Here is a 15,900-nt window from a genome sequence, read left to right as displayed (position 1 = left end):
GAGGTTGAGAAGGAGCTTGGGTTAAAATCCAAAGCAGACGTGGAGAAATACGGGGTTGCCAATTTCAATGCCAAATGCAGGGAGAGCGTTTTCAAATACCTGAAGGACTGGGATGAGCTGACTGAAAGGATCGGCTACTGGCTGGATTTGAAAGATGCCTATATCACCTATACCAATGAATATATAGAATCTGTCTGGTGGATTTTGTCTGAATATCACAAAAAGGGATTGATCTACCAAGGGCATAAAATCGTTCCATATTGTCCCCGGTGCGGAACTACACTTTCCTCCCATGAGGTAGCTCAAGGGTATGAGGACACAGAAGACCCGTCAGTCTTTGTGAGGATGAGATTGGAAGAGTCTGAGGATACATACTTTTTAGTCTGGACAACCACACCCTGGACCTTGATCTCGAATGTTGCATTAGTAGTTCATCCAGATGTCGATTATGTCAAAATCGAACACAAAGGGGAAAAGTTAATCTTAGCTAAACCACTTTTAGATAAAGCTATTCACGGGGAATACAAGATTCTGGAAGAGTTCAAAGGGAAGACTCTGGAGAAGACAAGATACGTTCCACTGTTCGAGTACGCAAAGGTTGACAAGACCAGGGCTTTTTATGTCTGCTTAGCTGATTTTGTCACCACTGAGGATGGAACCGGTATTGTTCATATAGCGCCAGCTTTTGGAGCAGATGATTATAACCTCTCAACTGTTTATAAATTACCTTTAGTCCAGCCAGTGGACAGTACTGGAAGTTTCACCGATGAAGTCACACCCTGGAAAGGCGTTTTTGTCAAGGATGCTGACCCAAAGATTTTAGAGGATTTGAAAAAAAGAGGGCTGCTCTACTTTTCAGGAAAATACCGGCATACTTATCCCTTTTGCTGGAGATGCGATTCCCCTTTGATCTATTATGCGCGAAAGTCCTGGTATATCAAGACCACTGCTTATAAAGAAAGATTAATTGCCAATAATAAAAAGATTAACTGGTATCCAGGGGAGATAAAAGAGGGAAGATTTGGCGAATGGCTGGAAAATAACGTGGATTGGGCGCTTTCCAGGGAGCGGTTCTGGGGAACTCCTCTAAATATCTGGATCTGCGAGAAATGCAAGGAAGAAAAGAGCGTATCCAGCATCGAGGAATTGAGGAAACTGGGCAAAAATGTCCCTCAAGACCTTGATTTGCACAAACCGATGATCGATGAGATAACCTTTGAATGTTCAAAATGTAAAGGGTTGATGAGAAGAACACCTGAGGTTATCGACTGCTGGTTTGACTCTGGCTCTATGCCTTATGCCCAGTTCCATTATCCTTTTGAGAATAAGGAATATTTCAAGGAGATGTTCCCGGCAGAGTTTATCAGTGAGGCGATTGACCAGACCAGAGGTTGGTTTTATTCGCTTTTAGCCATCTCCAGTTTCCTTTTTGACCAGCCGGCTTATAAGAACGTCATAGTTATCGAGTTCATACAGGACAAAGAAGGGCAGAAGATGAGCAAATCCAGGGGGAACGTGGTCGACCCCTGGGATGTCCTGAATCTTCAGGGAGCAGATGCTTTAAGATGGTATTTGATCTGGGTGAGCCAGCCCTGGCTTCCAACCCGTTTTGATATGGATGGGGTAACTGAGGTCGAGCGCAAATTTTTGAGCACTTTGAGGAATACCTATTCCTTTTTCGCTCTTTATGCCAACATAGATAAGTTCGAACCTCCGAAGGAAAAAATCGAAGAAGAGAAACGTCCGGAAATCGACAGGTGGATAATCTCCAGGCTCAATTCCCTGATTAAAGAGGTAACAGCAGATTTAGATAATTACGACATAACCAGAGCTTCAAGAAGGATTCAGGATTTCACGATTGAGGACCTTTCTAATTGGTATGTCAGAAGAAACCGAAAAAGGTTCTGGCAGTCAGGCTTCAATTCAAATAAACTTTCTGCTTACCAGACTTTGTGGGAAGTTTTAATCAATCTGTGCAAACTGATTGCTCCATTTGTCCCTTTTATCTCAGAAGAGCTTTACCAGGAATTAGACGGAAAAGTCGGAAAGGATTTTGCCCAAAGCGTACATTTAGAAAATTATCCTCAAGTTGAGGAGGAATTAATCGATCTCAAGTTAGAGGATAAGATGGACAAGGCAAGGATAATCTCCTCCTTAGCCCGTGCAGGCAGGAACAAAGCCGGCATAAAGATCAGGCAGCCCTTGGAGAAGATGTTAGTTTTAATTCCCCCCCGGGCAAAAAAAGATGAGCTGGAGCCAATTTTATCCTTGATTTCTGAGGAAATAAATGTTAAAGATATAGGTCTGGTTCAGGACGAGCTTTTGCTCTTTGAATATAAAGCCAAGCCTAAGTTCCAATCCTTAGGTCCCAAGTTCGGCAACAAGGCAAATAAGGTGGCTGAGCTTATCCGCTCCTTAAGCTCTGAGGAGCTGGTGAAACTGAAAGCCCAGGGGAAAACCTACCTTAAACTGGACGGGGAACAAATCGAGGTTTCCCTGGATGACCTGGAGTTAGAGGAAAAAGAGAGAGAAGGGCTGGTCATAGAATCTGGGGATGGATACAAAATTGGGATTGATACGTATATAAGCGAGACTCTGAAAGATGAGGGTTTTGCCCGGGAGCTGGTCAATAAAATTCAGAATATGCGCAAGCAGGCCGGTTTTGTGGTAATGGATCGGATTAAAGTTGACATAAAAGGAACCGAAAGATTAGAAAAGGCAATTAAAGCTTTTGAGGATTATATCAAAAAGGAGACCTTAGCTAAATCTATAACCCAGGCAGGAGAGAAAGGAGAACTCTCCCTGGAATGGGACATTAACGGAGAAAAAGCAGAAATATCAGTTGCCAGGATTTAATCAAACCAAAGGATAATCAGCAGATGAAGAAAAAAGACCTGGAAAAATACGAAAAGCTACTTTTGGCTAAAAGGGCTGAGCTTATCACTGAGTTAGGGCTTCTGAAAAAGGATGCCCTGGACACTACCATCAAGGACTCCACCGGAGACCTGTCTTCCTATTCTTATCATATGGCTGATCAGGGAACTGATGCCATGGAAAGGGAAAAGGCGTTCCTGTTTGCCTCCAAGAACGGAAGACTTCTTTACCACATCGACGAGGCTCTGCGCCGCATACAAGACAAGACCTACGGCAAGTGTCAGGAATGCGGACAGGAGATAAGCGCAACCAGATTAGAGGCAGTCCCTCATGCCCGGCTGTGCATCAAGTGCAAGGAAAAGGAAGAGAAAAAGAAGCTGGTGGAAAGCGAATAGCCTTTTAGCTTTAAGGAATTGAGAAGAAAAATCTTATGGGTTAGCCTTCTGGTCTTATTATTAGACCAATTGTCCAAAGCCCTGGTGGCAAACTCTATGAAAATAGGTGAGTCCATCCCGGTTCTGGACAATTTTTTTAGATTGACCTATGTTTTAAATCCCGGCGGTGCCTTCGGCACTAAATTAGGGGGGAATCTTTTCTACACTTTCCTTTCGATTTTTGCCATACTCATCGCCGGCTACTTTTTCCTAAAAAGTAAAAGAGAAGATAAATTGCTACAAATATCCTTTGCCCTGGTCCTGGGAGGTGCCTTAGGCAATCTCATAGACCGCTTCCGGCTGGGTGAGGTTATAGATTTTCTGGATTTTGATTTCATAAATATAAGGATTCCTCCGTTTAAATTGGGATTTATCGATTTCTCAGGTTTTTATATGGAACGCTGGCCGGTTTTCAACATAGCAGATAGTGCAGTAACGATAGGAATGATTTTGATATTGTGGTATGTGATAAGACCCCAAAAACTCGGTAGCGTTGCCTCTCCTGAGGCAACGTAAGGAAGTATTCACAGCTGATTGAACAGATTAAGCAGATTTGAGTTGTCATTGCGAGTTCCGATTTATCGGAACGAAGCAATCCGTCCACAATAAGTAGATTGCTTCGTCGTCCAAATGGACTCCTCGCAATGACTGCGAATATAAGTCGTCCTCACAGAGTGAGGACGCTACCGACTTGAGGATTGCGGAATGTAGTTGCTCGATTTATCGAGCCAGAGAATGCCCAATGAATTAGGCAACTTCAGAATAATATGGACCAGACTATTCAGTTAAAACCTACCTTAGAAGATAAAGGCAAAAGGCTGGATCTATTCCTCGCAGGAAAAAATCTCAATCTTTCCCGCTCCAGGATTCAGAAATTGATTGACGAGGGTAAGATTACAGTTCAGGATAAAAAGGTAAAATCTCATTACAAAATAAAAGGTGACGAGAAAATTGTTATTGAAATTCCCCCTCCAGAAAAGTTATCTTTAGAGCCACAGGATATTCCTCTGGATATTGTTTATGAGGATAAGGACTTATTAGCCGTCAACAAGCCTGCCGGGATGGTGGTTCATCCTGCAGCCGGGAATTACAAAGACACTTTGGTCAATGCTCTTCTGTTTCACTGTAAAGATTTATCCGGCATAAATGGAGTCCTGCGTCCGGGTATCGTTCACCGGCTGGATAAAAACACTTCCGGGCTTTTGGTCGTAGCAAAAAATGATTTTGCGCATACTAATCTGGCTGATCAACTGAAGAACAGAACTCTAACCAGGGAATATGCGGCATTCTGTTGGGGGAATTTGCCCAAAGAGAAAGGTGTGGTAGAGACTTTGATCGGAAGGTCCGGCGGTGATAGAAAGATGATGACTGTGGTAAAGCAAAAAGGGAGGGAGGCAATTACCGAATATGAGGTTTTGGAGAGATTCCCACTTGGGGATTACCTCAGAATCAAGCTCAAAACCGGAAGGACCCACCAGATCAGGGTCCATTTTTTATATCTGAACCACCCAGTTATGGGCGACCCGGAATATGGTGGCAGGAAAAAGCATCTGGGGATGATAAAGGGGGATTTGAAAGGTTTAGCAAATCAGGTTTTGAAATTAATTGATAGACAGGCGCTGCATGCGAAGAAAATCGGATTTGTTCATCCGAGAACTAAAAAATATATGGAGTTTGAATCGGAATTGCCGGGGGATATGAAAGGGCTGTTGGAGTTTTTGAGGAAGCGATGATACAATGGGTCATTGCGAGTCCCTGAAAGGGACGAAGCAATCCTTTTACTCTGGACAGATTGCTTCGTCGTCCAGATGGACTCCTCGCAATGACGGAATGTAGCGTTGCCACTCCTGTGGCAACGAAGGGACGTCCTCCTCCTATTAACGGATCAGTAGGACGGGAGTGAGGACGCTACGAAAACGACTATGAAAGCAATCTTAGCTTTAGAAGATGGGAAGGTTTTTGAGGGGAGAGCTTTTGGCTCAATTGGTGAGTCATCTGGTGAGGTGGTTTTTAATACCTCGATGATGGGGTATCAGGAGATCCTGACTGATCCTTCTTATAATGGCCAGATTGTGGTGATGACCTATCCCCTGATCGGGAATTATGGCTTGAACGAAGAGGATTTTGAATCGAAAAAACCTTTTGTCAAGGGCTTTGTGGTCAAGGAGCATTCTCTTTTCCCTTCAAACTGGCGCTCTCAATATAACTTAGATGAATTCTTGAAAAGATATAATATAATCGGAATCGAGGATATTGATACCAGAGCATTAACCTTACATCTGCGGAATTTCGGAGCGAAAAAAGGGATAATCTCGTCTGTTGATTTAGACAGGAATAGATTAGTCCAGAAAGCAAAAGATTCTCCGAGCATTGTGGGAAAGGACTTAGTCTCTGAGATTACTGCTCCAACTGAATTCAGATGGGATGGGAAATATCAAGTCAAAAAGGAGAAAATCTACAAGGTCATTGCGTATGATTTCGGGATCAAGTATAATATCTTAAAGAAACTTTCTTCTTATGGATGTGAAGTGACAGTTGTGCCGGCTTTCACGCCGGCTGAAGATGTTATTTTCAGAAAACCAGATGGGATATTTTTGTCCAATGGACCAGGTGACCCAGAGGCGGTTTCCTATGCTATTAAAACGGTGAGAAGGCTAATAGGTTTAAGGCCCATATTCGGAATATGCTTGGGACATCAGATATTAGCTTTAGCCTTAGGTGCAAAGACCTTTAAATTGAAATTCGGGCATCATGGGGCAAACCATCCGGTGAAAAATTTGATTACCGGGAAAATAGAAATCACTGCTCAGAATCATGGTTTTGCAGTGGAAGAAAGCTCCCTGAAAGGAGCAGGTCTGGTTTTGACTCATCTAAATCTGAATGACAATACGGTCGAGGGGATGCGGCATGAGGATTATCCTTTGTTCTCAGTGCAATATCATCCGGAAGCCTCACCCGGACCCCATGATTCGGATTACCTTTTTGAGAAGTTTATGGAGTTGATGAAAACTGGAGTGTGAACCTTTAGGTCCATCAAATGAAAATATGTTGGCGCGGAGGTGTTCACAAGTGATTGAGCGGATTAATCAGATGGCAACATCGGATAATCTGCTTAATCATACTAATCAGCTGTGAGAAATCAGTTTTCCCTCTCCCCTTGTGGGAGAGGAGGAGAAATTTCACCCTCCCTTTATCCCTCCCGTCAAGGGAGGGAAACGTAATCGTCCTCACGGGAGTGAGGACGCTACGAGTAACAGGCTTGAATTTGCGGGGTTGGGAGCCCTGCCGACGAATATCGGGAATTCTTATTTCGTAGGGCGGGCACCTTGCCCGCCGAATTTTTCAAAATATGCCTAAAAGAACAGACATAAAAAAGATTCTGATAATCGGCTCAGGACCGATTGTGATCGGGCAGGCTTGTGAGTTCGATTATTCAGGCACTCAAGCCTGCAAGGTCTTGAAAGAGGAAGGCTATGAGGTAATCCTGGTAAATAATAACCCGGCAACTATAATGACTGATCCGGAACTTGCTTTCAAGACTTATATAGAGCCTTTGACCCTGCCGATTTTAGAAAAGATAATCGAAAAGGAAAGGCCACAGGCACTCCTTCCCACCTTAGGGGGCCAGACCGGGCTGAACTTAGCAACACAGCTTGCAGACTCAGGGATTTTGGACCAGTATGGAGTTGAGCTTATAGGTGCACCTTTGAAAAGCATAAAGCTTTCTGAGCAGAGAGAGCTTTTCAAAGAAGCAATGACCCAGATAGGCTTGGAAGTTCCCAGGAGCGGGATTGTCAAATCCATTGACGAGGCAAAGATTTTGGCAAGGAGGCTGGGTTACCCAATGGTTATAAGGCCAAGCTTCACGCTCGGAGGGAGCGGAGGTGGGATCGCATACAATTTAGAGGAGCTGAAAAAAACAGTGATGTTGGGTCTGGATTTAAGCCCGGTCAAGTCGGTTTTAATTGAGGAATCTGTGATCGGCTGGAAAGAGTATGAATTGGAGGTGATGAGGGATAAAAAGGACAACGTGGTGATAATCTGCTCTATTGAGAATTTAGACCCGATGGGGATTCATACTGGGGACTCGATAACTGTTGCTCCTGCTCAAACTCTGACTGATAAAGAATATCAGAGAATGAGGGATGCGGCGATTAAGATTATCCGTCAAATCGGAGTGGAGACCGGAGGCTCCAATATCCAGTTTGCCATAAATCCTGACTCAGGCAGGCTTTTGGTTATAGAGATGAACCCCAGGGTCTCCCGCAGCTCAGCCTTAGCCTCAAAAGCCACAGGATTTCCCATTGCCAAGATCGCAGCCAAGCTTGCAGTAGGGTATAACCTGGATGAAATACCGAATGATATCACCAAAAAGACTCCAGCCTGTTTTGAGCCGGCTTTGGATTATGTGGTAGTGAAGATTCCACGCTTTACCTTTGACAAATTCCCAGAAGCAAGCCCGGTTCTTACCACCCAGATGAAATCTGTGGGTGAGGCTATGGCTATTGGAAGAAATTTCAAAGAGGCATTGCAGAAAGGGTTCAGGTCTTTAGAGGCAGGTTATTCAGGTTTAACCGACTCGTCTGTTTATAAAGATCACAGCATAGAAGAACTCAGAAAGAAGTTGATAGTACCGGACAGGGAAAGGGTCATATACCTGAAAAAGGGGTTTGAACTGGGAATGGGGGTGGAGGAAGCCTATAATCTTACCAAAATCGACCAATGGTTTCTGTATCAGATCAAGGAGATAGTGGACTTAGAAGAAGAGCTGAAAGAGTACAGAAAAGAAAGTCTGGACCTTTTTGAAAAAGGTTACAAAAGAACCAAACTGGAAATCCCGTATGAGCTTCTGCTGAAGGCTAAAAAATATGGGTTTTCTGATAAGCAGCTTTCAGCCCTTTTAGGTTTAGATGAGGACTGGATCAGAAGAAAAAGGAAATCGTCAGGGATTATTCCAGTTTTCAAGACCGTGGACACCTGTGCCGGTGAGTTTGAATCTTACACCCCTTATTTTTACTCCACCTACGAAGAGGAGGACGAGGGGAGGTATTCGGAAAAGAAGAAAATCATAATCCTTGGCACAGGTCCCAACCGGATAGGTCAGGGGATTGAGTTCGATTATGCCTCAGTGCATGCTTGCATGGCTTTCAGGGAAGAGGGTTTTGAGACCATCATGGTCAACTGCAATCCGGAGACGGTCTCCACTGATTACGATACACCAGACAGATTATATTTTGAGCCTATCACCAAAGAAGATGTTCTGAACATAGTCGAAAAAGAAAAACCTTTTGGAGTGGCGATTCAGTTTGGCGGACAGACTCCGTTGAAATTAGCATTGGATTTGGAAAAGGCTGGAGTAAATATAGTTGGCACTTCTCCTGCAAATATCGACCTGGCTGAGGACCGGAAGAAGTTCGGCATGGTTGTGGAGAAGCTGAATATACCTCAACCGCCTAACAGGTTTATAATCCATCCCGAAAAAGCAAAATCTGCTGCAACTCAATTAGGCTATCCGGTGTTGATCCGGCCTTCCTATGTTCTGGGTGGCCAGGCAATGCAGATTGTGTATGATGAGAACTCTTTAGATGAATATATAAAAAAAGCAAAAGAAGTCTCGCCTGAGCATCCGATCCTGATGGACAAGTTTATCGAGGATGCCATAGAAGTAGAAGTAGATGCAGTCTCGGATGGAGAAGATACCTTCATCGGCGGCATAATGGAGCATATCGAGGAAGCCGGAATCCACTCAGGGGATTCCTCATGTGTTCTTCCCCCTTATTCTCTGTCTGAAGATGAGATCGAAAAGATCAGGGAGTATACTAAGGTCATCTCAAGGGAATTGAAGATCATCGGGCTTTTGAATATCCAGTATGCCATAAAAAACGAGCAGGTCTACCTCTTAGAAGTTAATCCTAGGGCTTCGAGAACAGTTCCCTTTGTCTCCAAAAGCATCGGAATACCTTTGGCTAAGTTGGCAGCCAAGGTAATGGTAGGCAGAAAGTTAAAAGAGCTCTTGCCTCAGAGACTGCCTCGAATAAATCATGTCTCGGTAAAAGTGCCGGTATTTCCCTTTATAAAATTCTCAGAAGTAGATTTTCTATTAAGCCCTCAGATGAAGTCGACTGGTGAATCTATGGGGATAGACAAGGATTTAGGAAAAGCTTTTGCCAAAGCCTATACCGGTCCGAATCAATTCTCTGGACTTCCGAAAACGGGAACCGTTTTCATTAGCGTAAAAAATAAAGATAAGAGAAGCGTGGTATTCTTAGCCAAGAGATTGGAGAGTCTCGGCTTCAGGATTGTTGCGACCTCCGGCACAGCCAGGGTTTTGGCAAATAGCGGGATTAAAGTGGAGCCGGTTTATAAAGTCAAAGAGGGAAGGCCAAACATTGTCGATCGACTGAAAAATAAGGAGATCGACCTGGTCATCAATACCCCCTCAGACGGAACTTCACATATTGACTCTTTTTCAATCCGCAGGTCAGCAATAGAATATAACATCCCCTGCATAACCACCCTTTCCGGAGCCCAGGCAGCAATTAATGCTATCGAGGGGCTGCTTAAAGAAGAATTAGAGGTAAGGGCTTTGCAGGATTATTTCAAAGAGTAGCCGTGGCGTTATGTTCTTTTTTGTCATTCTGAGGGAGTCCGAATGGACGACCGAAGAATCTATCGAATTTGGCAATAAGGCAGATTCTTCGTCCTGCGGACTCAGAATGACAAGATAAACCAACCATAAAAAATTTCTTCCCCCCTTTAAAATTTTCTTGCTTTCTTTTAGGAATTTTGTTAAAATGTTACAAATAAATTAACCCGTAATCAAGAAACGGAGGGATAGATGAGCAAAAAGTTAAATGACCAACTGAATGAGGCGATTGCCCGGGAGATCGCGGTATCCATTCAGTATATGTGGCAGCACGTGATGGGTGACGGGATGGAAAGCCCGGCAGTGACTGAAATCGTCAAGAAAACAGCTGTCACAGAGATGAAGCACGCTGAGGCTATAGCCGAAAGACTCGATTTCTTAGGAGGAGTGCCTACCACCCAGCCCACTCCGATTAAGATCGGCAAAACCCTGACCAATATGATTGAACTCGATATTGAGGCTGAGAAGGATGCTATAAGGCTTTATAAGGAGATCATCAACTTGGCGGATGAGGAGAAAGATGTCGTAACCCGCAAGCTGTTTGAGGATATCCTCACAGATGAAGAAGGACACCTGAACGAGTTTCAGACCCTGCTGAAGAAGAAATAGATTTGAATCTTTTGTAGGGGCGTTCAATTGAACGCCCCTACGCTAAATCCCACCTTGAGGGCAAGGCGGGGCAAAGGTATAAATGGTCTCAGTTCAACCCTCTCCTTTAAGGAAAGGGGAAAAGAATTCGTAGAGACGTATCGCATGCGTCTCTTTTTTTTGTTTTCGCAGGGATACGCTATGCCGTGTCACTACTTTTTGTACATCAAGGGATTGCTTCGTCGTCATGCGGACTCATCGCAATGACAGATTTACATTAGGGTTTGATGAATCGAACCCCTACGTTCCTCCCCAAAATTAACTCTTGATATTCATATTTAATGATTTATAATACCTACTACAGGGACCATATATGTTTTCACAGGCTTTAAAATCTTTGCTTAGATCGGATAAACGCGTAGTGGTCTTAACTGGGGCTGGGATTTCTGCGGAAAGCGGGGTTCCTACTTTCAGAGGGAAGGATGGGCTATGGAAAAAGTTCAAACCAGAGGAGTTGGCTACATTTGATGCCTTTATCTCCAATCCCCAACTGGTCTGGGAATGGTATCAATACAGGAGGAAACTTATCTCTGAGATCAAGCCAAATCCGGGTCACCATAGCCTGGTGAAAATGGAAGATTTTTTTGAAGATTTCCACCTTATAACCCAGAATGTGGATGGATTACACCAGAAAGCGGGCTCAAAAAAGGTTATCGAACTGCATGGAAATATAAAGAGGAACAAATGCATAAAATGCGGGCGAAAATATGAAGAGTTGGAGTTTCCTTCAGGAGAAATTCCTCCTAAATGCACTTGCGGCGGGATGTTTCGTCCGGATGTGGTCTGGTTTGGTGAGATGCTGCCATCTCAGGCTATAAATGAAGCTTATAAGTTTTCCTCTTTATGCGACATTTTTTTCTCCATAGGCACCTCAGCAATAGTCTACCCAGCTGCTCACCTGCCAGTTGTGGCAAAGCAGGGAGGAGCTTATCTGGTCGAAATAAATATCGAAAGGACCGAGTTGTCTGATTTGGCAGATGAGGTTTTATTGGGCAAAGCCGGGGAGATTATGCCTGAAATAGCTGGGGCGATAAGGGAAACGCAGGAATAGAAAAAGGAGAAGTATTCACAGCTGATTGTCAGGATTAAGTCGAATTTGACCTTGAGGCTGATAAACCTTTTACAAACATCCGTTTAATCTGCTTCATCTGCTGTGAGGTTATTTCATCGACTTCGCCACTAAAGTGGCTATGAACAGATACAGGTTCTGGAGTATAAACCTTCAGGTTTAACAGATGAAACCTGTTTTAACTCGAAATAAAAGGGTAGTGTTGCCACTCTTGTCCTATGGGGGCTTTCTCTGGCAACGGAGAAACGTCCTCATCCTATGAACGGATCCGTAGGACTGGAGTGAGGACGCTACAGATAGTTCCCTCTCCCCTGGTGGGAGAGGGCTTCGGCGGGAGCTCAGCCGAACGGTTAGGGAGAGGGGGAAAAAATGATTTCACCCTCCCTTATATCCCTCCTCTACGAGCCGTAAGGCTTTTATCGGCCATTAAGGGAGGGAAAAGGTAGAGCTAAAGCCGCCAGAGTCTTTAGACTTTACACTCCACGGATTCTTTATCGTATTTAGTTTGATGAGAGTTTCAGATATAGACAAAAGAGTTGAAGAGGCCTATAAAATCTTAAGCTCCTGTCGTCTTTGTGGGTTTGAATGCGGGGTTAACCGTCTCAAAGGTGAAAAAGGAAAATGCAGAAGCGGCAAAGACGTCATGATAGCAAGTTGTAATCTTCATTTTGGCGAAGAGCCTCCCATTTCCGGGGAAAAAGGGTCAGGCACGGTTTTTTTCACTAATTGCAGCTTGAGGTGCGTTTATTGCCAGAACTATCCGATCAGTCAGATGGGGAAAGGAAAAAGGATCTCAACCTTAGAGTTGTCTGAGAAGTTCCTCGATTTGCAGAGAAAAGGAGCACACAACCTGAATCTGGTAACCACCACCCATTTCATTCCTCAGATTTTAGAGGCTCTTTCCTTTGCCTGGGACAAGGGTTGTTCCCTGCCAATCGTTTATAATACCTCTGGGTATGAATCTGAAATCGCATTATCCCTTTTAGACGGGGTCATAGATATCTACCTCCCAGATATGCGCTACTCTGAAGATGATAAAGCCTTCACTTTTTCAAAAGCGGAAAGGTACGTTAAGATCAATCAGAGGAATATCAAAGAGATGTTCAGACAGGCAGGCAATCTGAAACTGGATTCCTCCGGACTGGCTATCTCAGGAGTCATTGTTCGCCACCTGGTACTCCCTGAAAATGTTGTCGGCAGTTTGAAGACCTTTGAATTTTTAGCCCATGAGGTCTCGGACAAAATCTGGGTCAGTCTGATGGGGCAATATTTCCCTGCGTACCAGGCAAAAAGCTTCCCCCCGCTGGACCGGAGAATAAAGAAGCAAGAATACGATCTGGCTTTAGATTATTTTAACCTTAGTGGTCTTTCTTCTGGCTGGGTGCAACCGGAGGAGTTTTCCGAATGAGAAAAGTAATTTTTATCTGCACACTCCTTTTGCTTTTTAGTTTTTCCTGTGTATATTATAACACCTTTTATCATGCAGAGGAGACATATAAGAAGGCGGAGAAGTCTCAGAAGAAAGCAAAAAGAGAGGTAGCCTCAGGCACAGAGGTTAAGGACTACCAGGATGCTATTAAAAAAGCCTCCAAGGTCCTGACCTTTAATCCTAAATCCAAATGGGTGGATGATGCCCTGTTCCTCATTGGAAAGTCATATTACAATCTGGGGGATTATCCTAAGGCGGAGAGGAAATTTCAGGAGCTGGTCAGCAGTTTCCCTAAAAGCAACCTGGTCGAGGAATCCTATTATTATCTGGGGTTAAGCCGCTATAAACAGGGTAACAAAGTAGAAGCCACCGAAGCATTGATCTCCCTTTTGGATAATCCAAAAATGAAGAAAAGAAAATCCGAGGTCTGCTTCGAATTAGGGGAGATCAAATTCGAGGAGGGTGAATATGCTGAGGCGATAAACTTCTACAAGCGGATGCTGGAACAATACCCTAAAGATGAGCTCAACCCTGAAGCACAGTTCAGGATCGGCCAAGGGTATTTCGAGTTAAAAGATTTTACCCAGGCCAAGGAAAGCTTTTCCAAAGTAAGAAAATACGGGAAGCAGGGAGATCTGCTCTACCAATCTATTTACTGGACCGGGGAATCGGCCTATAGCTTAAAGGATTATAAAGAAGGATTGAAGATCTTCTTAGATTTATCCAGGGAGAAAAAGTATACCAAATATCTTCCCCGGATAGAGCTGAAAATAGCTGACGGGTACAAGCTTTCCGACAGTCTGGACCAGGCTTTAAAAAAGTATGAGGAGATAACTCTGACTTTTCCCCGGACCGAAGAATCGGCTGAAGCGTATTATCGGGCTGGCTTGATAAATCTGGAGGAGAAGCGCGACCTGAAAAAAGCCCAGGAATTATTCGACAAGACAAAGACCGACAGGCCAGCCTCACCCTTTGCCAGATTATCTTTAGAGAAAAGTGCGGACATCTCTAAATTATCCAGTTTTCAGGAACAGGTGACAAAAGAGGAATCGTTGAAAGTAGCTGAGCCCTTTTTCCATTTAGCGGAATTTTACCTTACCGAGATGAACCTGCCTGAATCGGCTTTGACTGAATACCAGACCGTAGTGGATAAATATCCGGAAAGTGAATATGCGCCTAAATCCGTTTACGCGGTGGCCTGGATTTACGAGAATATTTATCAGGACAGCGCCAAAGCCAAGGAGTATTATCATAAGATTATAGAACAGTATCCTAATAGCGATTACTCTAAAAATGCACTGGCGTATCTTTCCCTGCCAGAGGAGTCTCTGCAGGTGAACCTGGCTGAAAAGGAGTATGCGGTGGCAGAAAGCCTGCTTTTCCAGGAAAGAATGGTTGATTCGGCCAGGGTGATCCTCCAGAAAATAGTCAGCGATTACCCTCAATCCAGGTATGCCTGTAAAGCCGAGTGTGCCCTGGCCTGGAGTTTGGAGCAATATCAGAATCCGGGAGATAGCAGTGTGGCTTTGGCTTACCAGGCGATAATCGACAAATACCCGCAAACCGAGTATGCTGATTTTGCCAAGAAGAGACTGGGGATTAAAGTGGTCAAGGCTCCTCTGCCTCCGCCTCAGACAACTCAACCAGCACCTTCTGACACCACTGCGGATTCTACCAAAACTACACCTGTGCCTTCAGGAATACCCAAAGCTCCTGCGCCGAAAGTCAAAGGTATTTTTTACTACCCCCAGGCTCAGCTTGAGACCGGGATCAAGGGCAAGGTGGGTTTGAAGATAAAGATAGATTTCACCGGAAAGGTCACGGATGTGGCTGTAGTAAATTCCTTGAATAATCAGGAAATTGATGACGCGGCTAAAGATGCAGCCTTAAGGACAGAGTTCGACCCGACGCTGATTAACCCGGTGCAATTAAATGATTGGTTCTTGTATGAGGTAGAGGTTGTCCCTCCTCAGCAACCGCAACAATGAGGAAATAAATATATCCCTTAAATGGATAAAAAAGGGGAAAGATGAACCAGAGGAAAGAAGAAGGGCTGCTCCTTTCAGTCGAAAACTTAGGTGAGAGACTCTTCCGTTTAAAGATTCACTCGCCCTCTGTTTCGAAAAAAGCTTTGCCCGGGAACTTCTGTCATCTGAGGGTGAACGAGTCATATTCTCCCCTTTTAAGAAGGGCTTTCAGCATTCATCAGGTGGAAAAGGAAAAGAATAATTTTGAGCTTCTCTTCAAAGTGGTTGGGCCAGGAACCCAAATCCTTTCCGAAAAAAAACCTGGAGAAAAAATAGACCTCTTAGGTCCTTTGGGGAATTCGTTTTCTTTGCCTGCAAAGGATGAAAATGCAGTACTCTTAGCCGGGGGGATGGGAATAGCACCCTTATTTTATCTTATTAATTCTCTTCTTACGAAGAAATTTAATCCTGAGAAAATCACTCTTTTTTTTGGAGTCAAGGGGAAAGATGAATGCCTCCTTATAAACGAGATCGTTTCCACCGGAATAAGACTCCATTTAGCCACAGAGGATGGAAGCTCAGGATATAAGGGGATGATTACTGAGCTTTTTTTTCAGGAGCTTCAAAGTAGAAGGATTAAGGCAAAGAGGACGAAATTCTTCGCCTGCGGTCCAAATCCGATGCTCAAAAAAGTCTCTGAGATCTCCAGGAAATTCAAGCTTGACTGCCAGATCTGCCTGGAAAACCATATGCCCTGCGGCATAGGTGCCTGCATGGGATGTGTGGTCAAAACGTCTGAAGGATATAAGCGGGTCTGCAAGGACGGGCCGGTG

At 44.2% G+C, this 15,900-nt stretch carries 11 protein-coding genes; all 11 read left to right on the top strand.

Going from position 1 to position 15,900, the window contains the following annotated elements; genetic code table 11:
* Positions 1-2,856 (top strand): isoleucine--tRNA ligase (gene ileS, locus MUP17_05460; protein MCJ7458419.1); only part of this gene is annotated, 2,856 nt, incomplete at its 5' end.
* Positions 2,857-2,879: 23 nt separating this feature from the next.
* Positions 2,880-3,269 carry a TraR/DksA C4-type zinc finger protein gene (locus MUP17_05455; protein ID MCJ7458418.1) on the top strand — a complete coding sequence of 130 codons (390 nt, stop codon included), beginning with the start codon at positions 2,880-2,882 and terminating at the stop codon, positions 3,267-3,269.
* An 18-nt stretch (positions 3,270-3,287) separates the two neighbouring features.
* The gene (lspA, locus tag MUP17_05450; protein MCJ7458417.1) at positions 3,288-3,824 is read left to right on the top strand and encodes a signal peptidase II; all 537 of its coding nucleotides are present in this window, start codon (positions 3,288-3,290) and stop codon (positions 3,822-3,824) included.
* A gap of 251 nt (positions 3,825-4,075) precedes the next feature.
* Positions 4,076-5,041 carry an RluA family pseudouridine synthase gene (locus MUP17_05445; protein MCJ7458416.1) on the top strand — a complete coding sequence of 322 codons (966 nt, stop codon included), beginning with the start codon at positions 4,076-4,078 and terminating at the stop codon, positions 5,039-5,041.
* A gap of 189 nt (positions 5,042-5,230) precedes the next feature.
* Positions 5,231-6,328 carry a glutamine-hydrolyzing carbamoyl-phosphate synthase small subunit gene (carA, locus tag MUP17_05440; protein MCJ7458415.1) on the top strand — a complete coding sequence of 366 codons (1,098 nt, stop codon included), beginning with the start codon at positions 5,231-5,233 and terminating at the stop codon, positions 6,326-6,328.
* A gap of 329 nt (positions 6,329-6,657) precedes the next feature.
* Complete coding sequence (carB, locus tag MUP17_05435) at positions 6,658-9,918, top strand: carbamoyl-phosphate synthase large subunit (protein MCJ7458414.1); 3,261 nt, start codon at positions 6,658-6,660, stop codon at positions 9,916-9,918.
* Between the two features lie 228 nt (positions 9,919-10,146).
* Entirely contained in the window at positions 10,147-10,563 is a 417-nt protein-coding gene (locus MUP17_05430) for a ferritin (GenBank protein MCJ7458413.1), read from the top strand.
* Between the two features lie 352 nt (positions 10,564-10,915).
* Entirely contained in the window at positions 10,916-11,653 is a 738-nt protein-coding gene (locus tag MUP17_05425; GenBank protein ID MCJ7458412.1) for an NAD-dependent deacylase, read from the top strand.
* A 526-nt stretch (positions 11,654-12,179) separates the two neighbouring features.
* On the top strand, positions 12,180-13,079 hold the full coding sequence (locus tag MUP17_05420) for a radical SAM protein (protein MCJ7458411.1): 900 nt from the start codon (positions 12,180-12,182) through the stop codon (positions 13,077-13,079).
* Positions 13,076-15,088, top strand: coding sequence for a TonB family protein (locus tag MUP17_05415; protein ID MCJ7458410.1), 2,013 nt, complete (start codon positions 13,076-13,078; stop codon positions 15,086-15,088). The genes MUP17_05420 and MUP17_05415 overlap by 4 nt, the downstream gene beginning before the upstream one ends.
* 41 nt (positions 15,089-15,129) lie before the next feature.
* On the top strand, positions 15,130-15,900 hold a 771-nt coding region (locus MUP17_05410; protein ID MCJ7458409.1), incomplete at its 3' end, for a dihydroorotate dehydrogenase electron transfer subunit.

Source organism: Candidatus Zixiibacteriota bacterium (assembly GCA_022865345.1).
GTDB lineage: Bacteria > Zixibacteria > MSB-5A5 > MSB-5A5 > RBG-16-43-9 > RBG-16-43-9.
This window is presented reverse-complemented; position numbering and strand designations above follow the sequence as displayed.

What these genes read in the sequence shown, in the direction of transcription:
- MUP17_05425 (MCJ7458412.1), top strand. Translation starts at nt 10,916, where the DNA reads ATGTTTTCACAGGCTTTAAAATCTTTGCTTAGATCGGATAAACGCGTA.
- MUP17_05430 (MCJ7458413.1), top strand. Translation starts at nt 10,147, where the DNA reads ATGAGCAAAAAGTTAAATGACCAACTGAATGAGGCGATTGCCCGGGAG.
- MUP17_05415 (MCJ7458410.1), top strand. Translation starts at nt 13,076, where the DNA reads ATGAGAAAAGTAATTTTTATCTGCACACTCCTTTTGCTTTTTAGTTTT.
- MUP17_05420 (MCJ7458411.1), top strand. Translation starts at nt 12,180, where the DNA reads ATGAGAGTTTCAGATATAGACAAAAGAGTTGAAGAGGCCTATAAAATC.
- MUP17_05445 (MCJ7458416.1), top strand. Translation starts at nt 4,076, where the DNA reads ATGGACCAGACTATTCAGTTAAAACCTACCTTAGAAGATAAAGGCAAA.
- carA (MCJ7458415.1), top strand. Translation starts at nt 5,231, where the DNA reads ATGAAAGCAATCTTAGCTTTAGAAGATGGGAAGGTTTTTGAGGGGAGA.
- carB (MCJ7458414.1), top strand. Translation starts at nt 6,658, where the DNA reads ATGCCTAAAAGAACAGACATAAAAAAGATTCTGATAATCGGCTCAGGA.
- MUP17_05455 (MCJ7458418.1), top strand. Translation starts at nt 2,880, where the DNA reads ATGAAGAAAAAAGACCTGGAAAAATACGAAAAGCTACTTTTGGCTAAA.